The 14,647-nt window shown below is 44.0% G+C and carries 15 protein-coding genes; 13 read left to right on the top strand and 2 right to left on the bottom strand.

What is annotated here, in order from left to right; all coding sequences use genetic code 11:
- Positions 1 to 4 precede the first annotated feature (4 nt).
- The 7 genes from V1497_RS18375 (at position 5) to V1497_RS18345 (ending at position 4,751) form a co-directional block, all read left to right on the top strand.
- Positions 5 to 571: a hypothetical protein gene (locus V1497_RS18375; RefSeq protein WP_349408956.1), complete on the top strand. Its 567-nt coding sequence runs from the start codon at positions 5 to 7 to the stop codon at positions 569 to 571.
- A gap of 78 nt (positions 572 to 649) precedes the next feature.
- Positions 650 to 1,837: a chromate transporter gene (locus V1497_RS18370; RefSeq protein WP_349408955.1), complete on the top strand. Its 1,188-nt coding sequence runs from the start codon at positions 650 to 652 to the stop codon at positions 1,835 to 1,837.
- A 97-nt stretch (positions 1,838 to 1,934) separates the two neighbouring features.
- Positions 1,935 to 2,276 (top strand): metalloregulator ArsR/SmtB family transcription factor, encoded by a 342-nt coding sequence (locus tag V1497_RS18365; protein ID WP_349408954.1) that lies wholly within the window; start codon positions 1,935 to 1,937, stop codon positions 2,274 to 2,276.
- 12 nt (positions 2,277 to 2,288) lie between these two features.
- Entirely contained in the window at positions 2,289 to 2,741 is a 453-nt protein-coding gene (locus tag V1497_RS18360) for an SRPBCC domain-containing protein (protein WP_349408953.1), read from the top strand.
- Positions 2,742 to 2,778: 37 nt separating this feature from the next.
- Positions 2,779 to 3,261 carry a DinB family protein gene (locus tag V1497_RS18355; RefSeq protein WP_349408952.1) on the top strand — a complete coding sequence of 161 codons (483 nt, stop codon included), beginning with the start codon at positions 2,779 to 2,781 and terminating at the stop codon, positions 3,259 to 3,261.
- 139 nt (positions 3,262 to 3,400) lie between these two features.
- Positions 3,401 to 4,342, top strand: a complete 942-nt coding sequence (locus V1497_RS18350; protein ID WP_349408951.1) for an AraC family transcriptional regulator — start codon at positions 3,401 to 3,403, stop codon at positions 4,340 to 4,342.
- Positions 4,343 to 4,364: 22 nt separating this feature from the next.
- The gene (locus V1497_RS18345; RefSeq protein ID WP_349408950.1) at positions 4,365 to 4,751 is read left to right on the top strand and encodes a DUF1761 domain-containing protein; all 387 of its coding nucleotides are present in this window, start codon (positions 4,365 to 4,367) and stop codon (positions 4,749 to 4,751) included.
- A gap of 117 nt (positions 4,752 to 4,868) precedes the next feature.
- Here V1497_RS18345 and V1497_RS18340 read toward each other — a convergent pair whose 3' ends face one another.
- Entirely contained in the window at positions 4,869 to 5,228 is a 360-nt protein-coding gene (locus V1497_RS18340; protein WP_349408949.1) for a Lin0512 family protein, read from the bottom strand.
- 188 nt (positions 5,229 to 5,416) lie between these two features.
- On the opposite strand from V1497_RS18340, the gene V1497_RS18335 reads away from it, so the two are divergent.
- Positions 5,417 to 7,132, top strand: coding sequence for an ABC transporter ATP-binding protein (locus tag V1497_RS18335; protein WP_349408948.1), 1,716 nt, complete (start codon positions 5,417 to 5,419; stop codon positions 7,130 to 7,132).
- On the top strand, positions 7,133 to 8,968 hold the full coding sequence (locus V1497_RS18330; RefSeq protein WP_349408947.1) for an ABC transporter ATP-binding protein: 1,836 nt from the start codon (positions 7,133 to 7,135) through the stop codon (positions 8,966 to 8,968).
- Positions 8,969 to 9,022: 54 nt separating this feature from the next.
- Here V1497_RS18330 and V1497_RS18325 read toward each other — a convergent pair whose 3' ends face one another.
- On the bottom strand, positions 9,023 to 10,363 hold the full coding sequence (locus V1497_RS18325; protein WP_349408946.1) for an MFS transporter: 1,341 nt from the start codon (positions 10,361 to 10,363) through the stop codon (positions 9,023 to 9,025).
- Between the two features lie 182 nt (positions 10,364 to 10,545).
- On the opposite strand from V1497_RS18325, the gene V1497_RS18320 reads away from it, so the two are divergent.
- From V1497_RS18320 to hemF, 4 genes are all read left to right on the top strand, one after another.
- Positions 10,546 to 11,190 (top strand): glycosyltransferase, encoded by a 645-nt coding sequence (locus V1497_RS18320; RefSeq protein ID WP_349408945.1) that lies wholly within the window; start codon positions 10,546 to 10,548, stop codon positions 11,188 to 11,190.
- A 130-nt stretch (positions 11,191 to 11,320) separates the two neighbouring features.
- Complete coding sequence (locus V1497_RS18315) at positions 11,321 to 11,896, top strand: DUF6944 family repetitive protein (RefSeq protein WP_349410883.1); 576 nt, start codon at positions 11,321 to 11,323, stop codon at positions 11,894 to 11,896.
- Between the two features lie 132 nt (positions 11,897 to 12,028).
- Positions 12,029 to 13,225, top strand: coding sequence for a class I SAM-dependent rRNA methyltransferase (locus V1497_RS18310; protein WP_349408944.1), 1,197 nt, complete (start codon positions 12,029 to 12,031; stop codon positions 13,223 to 13,225).
- A gap of 459 nt (positions 13,226 to 13,684) precedes the next feature.
- Positions 13,685 to 14,617, top strand: a complete 933-nt coding sequence (gene hemF, locus V1497_RS18305; RefSeq protein ID WP_349408943.1) for an oxygen-dependent coproporphyrinogen oxidase — start codon at positions 13,685 to 13,687, stop codon at positions 14,615 to 14,617.
- Positions 14,618 to 14,647 lie beyond the last annotated feature (30 nt).

Here is a 14,647-nt window from a genome sequence, read left to right as displayed (position 1 = left end):
TTGTATGAGAGATTCCAAAAAAGGTGTGGAACGTGGACAAACGATAACCTTTCGTGTTCCATCAGATACACCTGATTATCTTTTAAAACAACTCCAAAAGTTGAAAGAGACTGAGAGAAGGAATTTTTCCAGTAAAATCGCTCAGTTTGTTTTGCAAGGCGTGAATGATTCCCTTGCAAAAGATCGAGAAACCATAACAATTCCCTTACCAAAGCAGTTGTCAAAAGAACAGCGGAATTGGATGAAGCATGAACATTCTGAGGCTCTAATCGGAACGATCGTTTATCAGCTGCTGAACGACCCGATGCGGGCTACAACGTTATTAGCTTCCCTGAACAGTAACGCCGTTGATATCGACCAAGCCCTTTATCTCCAAGAAGAAGCTGCATCGATGCCACACCTTTCAACAGAAGAACCTGTGGAAGAGGAGCGGAATTGGACAAGCGAAGCGGACTTGGATGACATTAGCTTAGATACACTGAAAAATGACATTCATACGCATGCAGAAGAAGAGGAACCTGAGGAAGAGGATGACCCACTTGGGGATTTCTTCTCCCGTATGAACAGATAACCCTTTTGCCCTCTTGTATACAAGGGGGTTTTTCTATTACATTTAGGTTATAAAAAACATCATAGATGAGGTAAATTCATGGCAAAAAGTATAAAGCGAAAAAGATGGCTAGAAATTTTCAGTGCTTCTACAAAGTTGGGCTTCACTTCCTTTGGAGGACCAGTCGCCCACCTTGGTTATTTTAAGAATGAATATATTGATAAACGGAAGTGGCTGGATGACAAAACGTATGCAGACATTATCGCCCTCTGTCAATTCCTCCCTGGTCCCGCGAGCAGTCAAGTCGGGATTGCTATCGGAATGCTCCGAGGCGGACTGCTCGGCGGTCTCATTTCATGGATTGGATTCACCTTACCATCCATCCTTGCACTTGTCCTATTCGCCTTCTTTTATCAAAGTACAGCACTAGGAGAGGCTGGGTGGATTCACGGGCTGAAAATTGTCGCTGTAGCTGTTGTTGCCCAAGCTGTCATCGGAATGGGCCAGAAGCTCACACCAGATAAACCGAGGATAACAATTGCGATTGTTGCAGCAGTGATGACACTTGCATGGCCATCAGCTCTAGGGCAGATCTTAATCATCCTTGCAGCAAGCATGGCTGGTTTGGCTCTATACCGAAAACAAGATGTACCGGAAATTCAGGAAATGGATGTATCAATTAGCAAAAGGACGGGGATTATTGCCTGGGGATTATTTTTCACCCTGCTTATCGGGCTTCCGCTCTTGAGACCGATCATTCAAAATGGCGCTTTTGATGTGTTCGATACGTTTTTCCGTGTTGGGTCTCTTGTATTCGGTGGTGGTCATGTCGTCTTACCTTTATTAGAACGTGAAGTGGTACCTATTGGATGGGTGAATACAGACGAGTTCTTAGCTGGTTATGGAATGGCACAGGCTGTACCGGGGCCGCTCTTTACGTTCGCAAGTTATCTCGGTGCGATGATCAATGGAATTGGCGGTGCTGTTATTGCTACGATTGGCATCTTTTTACCATCATTTCTTTTAATCATCGGTTCGTTACCGTTCTTTAATGAAGTTCGAAAAAGACCGCGTTTTCAAGCGGCATTAACTGGAATTAATGCAGCTGTCGTCGGATTATTGCTGGCTGCACTTTATGATCCAGTTTGGACGAGCTCAATCAAAACGACACAGGATTTCATACTGGCACTCGTACTATTCGGCTTATTATTTTTCTGGAAATACGCACCGTGGCTCGTTGTATTAATCGGAGCATTAGGTGGATATGTATTAACTCTCATAAATTAGTTTTAAAAAGGCTGCATGATAGCAGCCTTTTTTATTTATCCTAAAAGATCTACCTATCACCTTGACGGCCTGTAAAAAATATTTTATAGTTAACCATATGGTTAACTATTATAAGGATAACCTTGATCAAGTATTTTCCGTACTGTCGGATCCAACTAGGCGGAAGATTGTAGAGGAGCTGTCCAAAGGCGAAAAAACAGTCAAAAGCCTTGCAGAGCCTTTTGACATGTCCTTACCGGCTTTTACGAAACACCTGAAAATTCTTGAGAATGCCGGTGTAGTAACGTTTAAAAAGGAGGGACGTTATAAGTACTACAGCCTGAAACCAGAAGCGCTGGATGGCGCCATTCAGTGGATGAACCACTGGAAAACGTATTGGGAAAGTCAATTGTCAAGGTTGGAAACATATTTTGAAGGTTTAGATGATGAAGATGAATAAGGAGGAACATGCATGATTACAATGCAAACGGAACAGAATTACAAACTGGAAGTAAGCAAGGTCTATCCAGTAAAGGTCGACCGCATGTATAAGGCATGGACGAACTCAGAGGAACTTGCGAAATGGTGGGGGCCGGAAGGATATACAACCACGGTTGAAAAGATGAATGTAAAAGTTGATGGAGAGTATAAATTCATTATGACGCCTCCTGAAGGAGAGTCCAAGGTTCTCGTAGGACGTTATGTGGAAATCGTGCCAAATGAAAAGCTTGTTTTCACATGGAAATGGGATGACCCAGAAAGTCAATTTCCTGAAACGAAGGTTACCATCCAATATGTCGATCAAGATGGTTCAACTGAAGTGAAAGTCACACATGAACAACTTCCAAGCGAAGAAGCTGCAGAAGGACACAATCAAGGCTGGAGCAGCTCACTTGAAGGCAGTCTGAAAGCATATCTAGCTTAATCATAAAAAATTTTAATGGGGAAAGGTTGATGAAAAAATGGAACAGAATTTAATTTTTAATCAGTTTGAAATGGGACGAAAGTTTTTGATGATGGGTGCTGAACACATTACAGAAGAGAACGCAGATATCATTCCGGAAGGATTTCCGAACAATCTTCGTTGGCAGCTTGGACACATTCTTGTCTCTGTCGAGTATCTGGTTTTCCACCAAGCTGGAGAGAAAATGAATCTTCCAGAAGGTTATGCTGAAATGTTCAGCAGAGGTACAAGTCCAAAGGATTGGACGACTGAACCACCGAAAGTCGACGTGTTGAAAGCTCAATTATCCGAACAGATGGGGCGAGTAAGAGCAACGTTTGATGGACGTCTAGACGAAAAGTTGCCTGAACCATTCAAGGGTGGCCCATTTGAGTTCCATACAGTTGGAGAAATGCTTCTATTCGCATTGTTCCACGAGAGCGAACATATCGGTTGCATCAAAGGGCTGAAGGCAGGCATCAAGTCCCACGTCAATGCATAAAAAGTTTTAAATTTACAACAAAAACCCAGGACGGCTTTGTCGCCGCCTGGGTTTTTCCTATGGCCTTCATCCATCCTTTTATAAATCTGCTTACATCGTCGATAATAAACGTATCAGGACTGTAAGGAGTTATGCCTAAATGACAGATCGAGATGAACAAAAAAGACAGATCTATAATGTATTGGATTATATAAAAAAGAACCTAGAATGCGATTTATCATTAGATAAATTAGCTGAAGTGTCGACCTATTCACCTTATCACTTTCATCGTTTGTTCACGGATATTATGGGGGAGACACCATCTGATTATGTAAAACGGATCAGAATGGAAGAAGCCGCTCATTTATTGATTTATGAGCCGAATCGATCTGTGACGGATATTGCTATGGCATGCGGTTTTTCCACCTTATCTTACTTTACATATGCCTTTAAGGCGTATTATCAACATAGCCCAAAAGTATGGAGGGAAGGGGCTTATTTGGAAAAGTTCCCAAGAGCATACTTAGATAGCAAGAAATCGAAACAACAAAGCACGAATCCGAAAGAAACCGAGAATAACAACGTCTATAATGAATTCCAGTGGGTCGACTTATCACGGGTGAAGGTGGAAAGACTCCCTGAACGGCAGCTTGCCTATCTCCAGCATATCGGCTCCTATACCGATACGATTGAACAGACGTGGGAAAAGGTGTATCAATTCTCGGAAACAAGGGACTTGATAACGGACGATACGACGTGGATCGGCATTCCCCATAACAATCCCTATCTTACGCCATCGGATCGGTGCCGATATGACTGCTGTATAGCACTTCCTAAGGAAGCTGAGATCACAGCACCGATTAAATCAACACAATTGGCAGAGGGGAAGTACGTTTTTTATGAACTAGAGGAGCCTATCAGCTTCAATGAACGAAATTTCTTGATTGAGTGCTATTCGGAGTTGTATAGCTATTGGCTGCCGAAAAAGGGTTATAAATGCTTAAGCAGTCCGATTGAAATCATCCAGATCAAACCAAGCGGAGGGGCATTTGACATCCACCCGAAAATTATAAAAATCGGATTACCGATCCAACCAAAATAATAAAGAAGGGGAAGGGATAATTATGGAATTGAACATACTCGCAATCATTGTAGGTGGATTTTTGTATATGGCATTTGGTGCATTTTACTATTCTCCGATTTTGTTCGGAAACACATGGGGGCAATTGAACAATATTGGAGAAGAAGGCATGAGACCAATCAATTTCGTCTGGTCAGGGGTCGTCGCATTTGCAAGTTCATTCGTAATGGCTCTCATCGTTGGTTTGACAGGTGCAGACGATGTTGGATCTGGACTTCTTATCGGAGCTTTAGTGGGCATCCTCTTATTCCTAGGGCTCTTTAAAAATACAGTCTTCGGTATGACATCCAAAAAGGTATTTGCGATTGCTGTCGGTGATCACGTGATCATTTTCTGTCTTCTAGGCATTCTACACGCGGTATGGCGCTAAGGGAGACATATAGGAAAAAACCAAATTGAACAGCATCTTGAAGCGATCGTTGTAAATATCCATAAGAAACGCAGGGTTAGCTAAACCCTGCGTTTTTATATTCGTTTAAGGATTCACTTAATACCCAACCTCAACTGAAGCATTGACGATATACATCAGGTCGTTTTTGTCATCCTTCTCCTCTAATACGATTCCACTTGTTGTTGCCATGCCACCTTCCATCACTTCCACGGATACAGTGCCATAAGGGATTGCGTTTTTGATTTCGTCCTTGTCGATCTGGTCTTGGTCGCGTGGAACGGCTAGTTTGACATTCACCTTCATATTTTCAGTTGATTTTTCTGGTAAGGATTCATTGATACCCGGCATAGAATTCGTATAAATCGCATTATCCACTGCACGTACAGCTGCTTTTGTCACATTTTGACCATGGACATCAATTCCCATACCCGTTTGAATGAACAGAACTTGTTCCATATTGAACACACTCCTTTATCGGTGTTGATGGATATTTTCTGTTTGGTACTTGCGTTTCCCGCTGTACAGAGACTTAAACATAGGAACAGGCGTCATTGAATAAACTGAAAAGAGCGACCTTATTGGTTCGCTCTTTTTTCGATATCCTGTATAATTGTACCAACTCCCAGAATGGATCGGTGGATACCATGCGAAAAGTATTTTCTTATTTACCTACATACAAAATTTCTGTTGGCGTCGCTTTGTTCTTGATGATCTTAGAGCTGATCGTCGAGCTCATCCAGCCTTTGCTGATGGCAAAAATCATTGATGAAGGGATCGTAGCGGGGGATATGACCGTTGTAGCTGTATGGGGCAGTGTGCTGCTCGGGCTTGCCTTAATCGCTTTTGCGTCAGGCATCATCAACTCCTTCTTTGCAGCGAATGCGAGTCAGGGAGTCGGGCATGATCTTCGGAGAGATCTATTTGAAAAGGTTCAAGCATTTTCCACGAAACACTTTCAATCGTTCTCGACTCCTGGACTTGTGACGCGGATGACCAACGATGTCACGCAGGTACAAGGCTTATTGTTCATGCTCATGCGAATTGCGCTCCGTGCACCATTGTTTATCATCGGTGGAATCGTTATGTCGTTTATCGTCCATCCGGGTCTCGCCACTATCCTTGTTTTATCCGTTCCATTCCTCCTTTTATTTCTGTTATGGATTTTAAGAAAGGGAATCGTTCTCTTCAGGAAGGTCCAGAGTAAATTAGATCGGATGAACACCGTGATCCGTGAAAACCTCTCAGGCATTCGTCTGATTAAAAGCTTCAACCGCGGCTCCTATGAGAACGAGCGGTTTCAAGGTGTCAATCGTGAGTTGATGGATGAGAATAAAAAAGCTTTGTGGATCATGGAGGTTGCTATGCCTGTTGTCATGCTCGGGATGAATGTCGTCATTTTAATCATCCTTTGGGCAGGCGCCATGCAGCTGAATATGGAGACTGTTAAAGCTGGTGAGCTTGTAGCCATCATCAATTACGCGACAAAGATCATGTTCACTTTCTCTGTATTCACGTTCCTCATCATGAACTATTCAAGAGGGAGTGCTTCTGCATCAAGAATCACGTCTGTTTTAGAAGCCGATACGGCTCCCATAGAAAAGAACGTGAACAGTTACCGGCCAGACATAAAAGGTGGGATTCGCTTTGAACATGTTTCTTTTGAATATGAAGGACACCAAAAGGTTCTGAATGATATTACGTTCAATGTTCAACCAGGCCAAACGGTTGGAATATTAGGTGAAACCGGATCAGGGAAGTCGACGCTCCTGAATCTAATCCCTCGGTTACTGATGGAAACGGAAGGCCGAATTTATGTCGATGACCACCCAATCAGTGATTTGGATGTCGAGCATTTACGAAACCAGATCAGTGTCGTCCCCCAAGAAGCACATCTGTTTTCAGGAAGCTTAGCGGAAAACATCCGATGGGGGAAAAATGATGCTTCCATGAAAGAAGTCATTGCTGCTGCGAAGGATGCGCAAATCCATGATTTTATAAAGGGTTTGCCTGACGGATATGAGACGAGACTCGGGCAGAAGGGAATCACTTTTTCAGGCGGACAGAAACAGCGTTTGTCCATTGCTCGTGCACTCATACGGAAACCGAGAATCCTGATCCTGGATGATAGTACGAGTGCGTTGGATGCCCATACTGAGGCCAGGCTGCTACGTACTTTAAGGCGTCAAAATTGCACGGTCTTTCTTGTAGCTCAAAAGATCAGTTCAATTCAGAATGCGGACCAGATTTTCCTCCTGCATGATGGGGAGCTGATCGGAGAGGGGAACCATCGTACATTGCTGAACAATCATCCGTATTATCAAAGTGTCTACCAGTCCCAAATGGAGGAGGATGTCATCTAGATGAAACGTGACCTGAATGAAAAGAATCAGTCAACGCAGCCTCCTCCGCGGCGTCATCGGGGGATTGGAGCAAAGCCACCAAAGGTAGAGAATATGGGAGCGACGATGAAACGGATTTGGACGTATATGGCGGGTGAGAAGAAACGTTTCATCCTTATACTTTCCATCGTTGTGATCAGTTCTGCTTTGTCGTTGTTAGGCCCTTATTTACTTGGGGTTGCAGTTGACTCGATCATTGCAGACCCTGCTGGGGATACGCTCTTTTTTATGGTGAGTATCCTGTTAGCCGTTTATCTCCTACATTCCGTAACTTCCTGGCTACAAAATTATTGGATGATCGACATTTCACAAAACACGGTTTATGCTATCCGGAATCATTTGTTTTCTCATCTGCAGCAATTGCCGTTATTGTTTTATCAAAAGCGCCAACAAGGCGAGTTGATGAGCAGGCACACGAATGATATCGAAAACATCAGCAGGACGTTGAACTCTGCCATCATCCAGTTTACGACAAGTATGCTGACGATAGCCGGTACAGTCGGGATGATGCTTTGGTTAAGTCCGCTTCTTACCCTTCTAACGCTAACGATCGTCCCTGTCATGTATTTCGGGATGAAATGGATTACGAAACGGACGGGACGGTACTTTAAAGAACAGCAAAAGCAGCTAGGGGATATGAACGGATATGTCGAGGAAATGTTTTCAGGACAGCAAATTGTCACGATGTATTCTCAAGAGAAACGTGTAATCGAGGAATTCTCTCATAAAAATAAATCGTTGAAGGAAGCCAGCTACTGGGCACAAACGTACACAGGGTTCATCCCGAAGCTCATGAACATGCTTAATAATGTCAGCTTCGCAATCATAGTCGGAGCTGGAGGTCTGCTCGCATTGAACGGCTTGGTCTCAATTGGAATCATTGTCACGTTCACGACTTATTCAAGGCAGTTTACAAGACCACTGAATGATTTAGCGAACCAGTACAATATGATTTTATCTGCTGTTGCTGGAGCAGAGCGTGTATTTCAAATCCTCGACGAGGCAGATGAAAAAATTCACGATGAAAAAGCGGAAGACCTTAATCGGATCAAGGGAGATATAACCTTCAAGTCTGTCAATTTTTCTTATGAAGAGGATCAGCCGATTCTAAGGGACATCAGCTTTCATGCTTCACAAGGGGAAACAGTCGCGCTCGTCGGGCCCACTGGAGCTGGAAAAACGACGATATTATCCTTACTCTCAAGGTTTTACGAGCATGATAATGGTGACATTCTCGTCGATGGGAAAGACATCCGTACGATAACGAGGGAAAGCTTGCGACGACAAATGGGCGTCGTGCTCCAGGACTCGATCCTCTTCCATACGACCATTCGTGAAAACATAAGATATGGAAGACTGGATGCCTCAGATGACGAGGTGGAACAAGTCGCTAAAGCTGCCCATGCGCATGAGTTTATCATGCGGCTTCCTGATGGATATGACACTGTTTTGGATTCTGACGGAAAAGGGATTAGCCATGGCCAAAGACAATTGCTCTCCATCGCAAGAGCAATGCTGGCCGATCCGGCACTGTTGATTTTGGATGAGGCGACGAGCAGCATCGATACGGTGACGGAAATGAAGATAACGGATGCCCTCGATACATTGATGGAAGGGCGCACAAGCTTTGTTATCGCTCATAGGCTGAACACGATCCGTAATGCAGACTGCATACTCGTACTGAGCGACGGACGTATCATTGAAAAAGGAAATCATGATGAATTACTTCGCAAAAACGGCTTCTATGCGGATCTTGTTCATACGCAAACGAGTCGTGCTGAGGTCGTCAACGAATAGACAAACAGAAAGTGTGTGCCATGATGTTGGCACACACTTTTTTTGAGTCAATATTTAATTTGGAACAGCATTTTTCCGGTAGAGCCATAAGAATGCGAATGCAATCAGCATAAGTACGGAGGTTGTAAAGAACGTAAATTGGAAGTCGAATACGGTATACGGACCACCACTCAATTCCAATAGAATTCCACCAAGGACCGCTCCTGTTGCACTCCCTACGAATTGGGTCAGCTGCTTCATCCCGATGCCAGCTGCCACTTGCTCCTTCGGTAAAATTTGAGAAACCTCATTCGTTGAGCTTGATGAAAGACTGGAAAATCCGAAGCTCGTGAACATATACCCGAACATGATCATGTATGCGCTGAATGGCGAAAGGAAGCCGAAGATCAATGTCGACAAACCGAGTAAGAAGGTCGCCCAGACCATGACGCGGATATTGCCATATCGATCGATCAACCGTCCTACGTAAATCGCGGCAAAGGCAGAGAACATCGCACCAGGGAAGATGATCATTCCGACTAGCGAAGGCGATTTTTCAAAGACTTGTTCCAGCATAATCGGCATCAATAATAGAATGGCAAAGTGTGTGCAAAAACCTAAAAAGCTGATATATAAAATTTTTCGATAGCCTTTGTTTTGAAGCAGATTCGGCTGGATGAACGGAATCTTCACCCGCGTAATCCGCATCCATAGTGCATAAGCAAGGATGAAGAAAAGTCCGATATAATACCATTCTCTTGTTGAGATGTAGAGGAGGAATGAGGTAATCGTGAGCCCTGTCAGGATCCCCCCAAGCACATCAAACTGGCCTTTTCGAAATTCCTCAATCGGGAGCTTTCGAAAGAGAACGGGAATGACCAGCAAAACAAAAAGTGTGACGATAAATAAGTAATTCCAATCGAGAGAGTTTGTAATCCAGCCTCCAGTGACAGGACCTAACCCGAAGCCGAACGAAGCGGCTGAAGCGATCATGGCCATCGCACGGCCCCGATTACGCTTCGGAATGAACCTCCCGGCAAATACCATGGAAAGACCCGGGATCGCTGCAGCACCTGCTGCCTGACAAAGCCTTGCAACCATCAGCCATGCAAAGTTCATCGCAAAGAATCCTAAGATAGAGGAAAGACCGAATATCACAATTCCAGTTATGAGTAAGCCGCGGATCGGCAGATAATCGGAAAGACGTGTATATGTGATCGTAAAGATCGCAAGCACGATCGAGTACCCGGAAACGATCCAGGCCCCTTCTGAGGCGGTCAAATCAAAATCCTTCAGAATAGTAGGCAAAGCGACATTGAACATTGTCGTGTTCATCACAACTAACAAGACCGCTATACTGAGGATCAGAATAATGCGTTTATACGTAACAGATGGATTTTCTGTTGGATGATTCATAATGATTTTGCTCCTTCTTTTCGAACATCATCGAAAAACTATAGCATAGCAGGGTCTTTTTTAAAAACGATTCGACTTCTTAGGAATGTCATTTTTAGTATGATTAAAAACCGAATGAAATAGTGGTAGAAAGCCAAAATAATCAAGAATAAGAGAATTTACGATAAAGGAGACCAAGCAGGATGAAAAAGATCCTAATCCGAATCGCTCTCGTCTTCGTCACTGCAATTATCATTTCTTCACCATTGCAGGCAGAGGCCAAAGCTGATCGAACGCAACACAGTTATACAGAAAAGGAAGCAAAACTGATATTCGATTTACGAAAGCTATGGATCGATCATACGATCTGGACACGAAATTATATCGTCAGTGCAATTGCAAGTGCAGAGGATCAGGATGCCGCGTTGGCGAGGCTTTTGCAAAACCAGAAGGATATCGGTAATGCAATCAAGCCTTACTATGGCGAGAAGGCGGGCAACAAGCTTGCTGAATTGTTGACGGAGCATATCGTTATTGCAGGTCAACTCGTTGAAGCTGCTAAAAACAACGACCAGGCTAACGTTAAGAAATATAACAAGGAATGGTACCGTAACGCAGATGATATTGCTACTTTTTTAAGCTCGGCGAACCCTAATTGGTCGAAAAAGACCTTGAAAGAGCTGCTCGATGAACACCTTGTCCTCACATTGGATGAAGCTGTAGCAAGGTTAGAGAAAAACTGGGAGGCAGACATCCAGGCCTTTGATAAAGGGGAAGTCCACATCATCATGCTGGCTGATGAACTATCAGAAGGTATCATCAAACAATTCCCGAAGAAATTCAAATGAAAACAAGCTAGAAATAGGTTGAGGGAGGTATAGAAGCCTCTCTCTTTTTTCATACCTGTTGGAACTCGAACGGTCTCTTTCGGACATGAATACGATGTGAAGAGACGATCTTCGAGAGAGGCAGGTGGTGATGGTGGGCACGCAGATTATTGAGATATCCGGTTCCTGGACGCAAGCGGTCGGTACGATTCTCGCGGCAATCGGCAGTACACCAAGCTTCTACCTGCCGAAGGAAGTCAACAAACAGCTTCGTATTGTCGGAAATGCACTCCAAGCTTTAGGGAATGCAATTCAAGCAGCAGGCTCCCCAACCATCACCTTAGAATCGACAGGAAATTCCATCCAGGTAGTCGGAAACCTGACCGTCATCTACGGGATTGTAGCCGACCTCCCCGATGTTAAGAAACAAGAATTTCAAATCGCAGGAAACTGGCTCCAGGCTTTGGGTGCGCTGTTGGCAGTGTTTGAACAAATCCAGAATTTACGAGAGGAGTTCTTGAACGTTCTCGGGAACACCCTACAAACGTGGGGGAACTCGCTTCAGGCAATCGGTGGGATCCTTGGCCTTCAAGGCGATCAGGTAACAAGCACCAATTTAGGGGTGAATGGAAGCTGGATTCAAGCATTAGGTTCCGTCTTTACTGCTGTTGGTACATCGGTTCCCAAACAAAATAATGATGAAGATGAGGATGGAGAGAATAGCTGAATGTAAGGAGATTTAGGATCCTGTCATGCTTCAGCAGACAGTCCGCCTATGTATGATTTAGAATTCTGCAGTGCGAACATGATATGATGGTAGGAGTTACGAACAATCTGTAAAGTTAGGAATGTGAACGCAATGATGGAAGAACAGAAAGTGACGATAAAATCGAAATATGCAAATCGTTTAGACGGTGGCTACCCCCTCTTGTTGAAAGAAGCGATCGTGAACATCCATGAGCTGAAGGAGGAAGGTACTGTATTAAAGCTGGTGGATGAAAAAGGACGCTTCCTTGGAAAAGGCTATTACGGCATTCAGAACAAAGGATACGGATGGGTGCTGACAAGAAAGGATGAACCAGTCGATTTTTCTTTCTTTGAGCGAAAAATCAAAAGCGCCATCCAAGCTCGTCAGTCTTTTTTCGATGATCCGAACACGAATGCATTCCGCCTTGTGAATGGGGAAGGCGATGGAATTGGCGGGGTGACAATCGATTACTTCAATGGGTACCTGCTTATTAATTGGTATAGCGAAGGGATCTTCCGGTTCAAGGAGCCGATCCTTGAAGCGCTGAAGAACAGCCTGGAATTCAAAGGAATCTATGAGAAGAAACGTTTCGATCAAAAAGGACAATACATAGACGATGATGATTTTGTACTCGGGGAGCGGGCTCAATTTCCAATTGTCGTACAGGAGAATGGTGTTCATTTCGCCATTTACTTGAATGATGGTGCGATGGTCGGTGTGTTCTTGGATCAAAGGGAGGTACGAAAGAGTATCCGTGATCAATTCGCTGCTGGAAAGACCGTCCTTAATACCTTTTCCTATACAGGAGCTTTCTCTGTTTTCGCAGCCCTGGGTGGTGCACCGAAAACGACGAGTGTAGACCTTGCGAACCGAAGCCACAGCAAGACCATCGAGCAATTCAGTTTGAATGAAATCGATTATGAAGCACATGAAATCCGCGTTATGGATGTGTTTAACTACTTCAAATATGCGGTACGGAAGAACATCAAGTTCGATATGGTCATTCTTGACCCGCCGAGTTTTGCCCGATCAAAAAAGCATCGCTTTAGTGTCGCAAAAGGCTACAAAGATCTTCTAAAAGAAGCGATTGCGATTACGGAGGATGATGGCATAATCGTCGCTTCCACCAATTATGCAGGCTTCAATATGAAAAAGTTCAAGTCGTTCGTGGAGAAGGCCTTTAAGGAAATGAACGGAACCTATAAGATCATTCAGGAACATTCCTTACCAGATGATTTCAAGACGATACCAGAATTCCCTGAAGGAGATTATTTGAAGGTCCTATTCATTAAAAAGATAAAAGGCTGATGGAATGAAAGCTGTCGCACCCCTCGATGGGGCGACAGCTTTTTTTCTTTTGGTAACAGTATAGATGGCTTTTTTTGCCCTCATAATCGTAATTTTGCGTTTTGAGGGTAAATAAACATCGTTTCAGTGCCCTCATTTTCGAGGTTTTGGGTTATTAGGGCAAATAAACATGGTTTTTGTGCCCTCATTCTCAAGTTTTTGAGATTTCAGGGCAAATAAACAGTGTTTCACTGTCCTCATTTCAAGTTTTTCGCGTTTTCACGACCTTTAAAACGTTGTTCCTTCTCCCATTCACCTTTTAAGGGGTAAATTTTACAAAATTCTGAATATGGTGTATCTTTTTGTTTGTGTAGAAAAAATTCCCTTTTACTGGTCGCAAAAGTGGTAGTTCTAGGTCGGTAAAGGCATGTTAGGAGGCTCGTTGCTGGCGGGGGATTCCCTCGAATACCAGCATCTACGATGAACAGCATACATTCACCGCAATCACGTACGGTTGATAAAACGTATATTCGCGATACCTTCAAGACACTTCAGGACGAAATTTGTAAAAAGCTTGAGGAAAGTGATGGGACAGGCCGGTTTCAGGAGGAATTATGGCACCGGGAAGCAGGAGGTGGAGGGAGGACACGGATCATCGAAAATGGATCCGTCATCGAAAAGGGTGGCGTCAACTTTTCAGAGGTCTATGGTGTTCTTTCTGATCAGATGGCGGATGTGTTGCAGATCCAGCGAGGAGGCACTTTTTTTGCCACTGGCGTTTCCATCGTCATGCATCCAATCAGTCCGATGGTACCGATCATCCATATGAACGTTCGTTACTTTGAAGTATCCAACGGAGAAAAATGGTTTGGTGGAGGAATCGACCTGACTCCAATATATATTGATGTGCCACAAGCGAAAGGATTCCATCAAAAATTGAAAGGGATTTGTGATCGTCATCACGCCTCCTATTACCCAACCTTCAAAAAGTGGGCGGATGACTATTTCTATATCAAACATCGTCATGAAACGAGGGGGGTAGGAGGCATTTTCTTTGATCGATTAGGGGTAGATGATACGTTTACGATTGAAGAGCGGTTCGATTTCGTCAAGGAGGTGGGAGAGGCGTTTGCACCGATTTATACCTCCCTCATCCAATCAAACCGTCATCTTCCCTATGAGGAAGCTGAGAAGCAATGGCAGCGGATTAGAAGAGGCCGGTATGTTGAGTTCAATCTCATTTATGACAGAGGAACAAAATTCGGATTGGATTCAGGAGGGCGGATCGAGTCGATCTTTATGAGCCTGCCGCCAGAAGTGAGCTGGATGTATAACTTCCAGCCTCAGCCTGGAAGTAAAGAGGCCGAGACGCAAAAGCTGCTCAGAAAAGAGATTGATTGGCTGAATGGATAATAAAAGGGTGACGTATAAAAGGCATGAGCG

The organism is Pseudalkalibacillus sp. SCS-8 (assembly GCF_040126055.1).
GTDB lineage: Bacteria > Bacillota > Bacilli > Bacillales > Fictibacillaceae > Pseudalkalibacillus > Pseudalkalibacillus nanhaiensis.
Note: the sequence above shows the minus strand (reverse complement) of the source record. Positions and strands in the feature narration are given on the sequence as shown.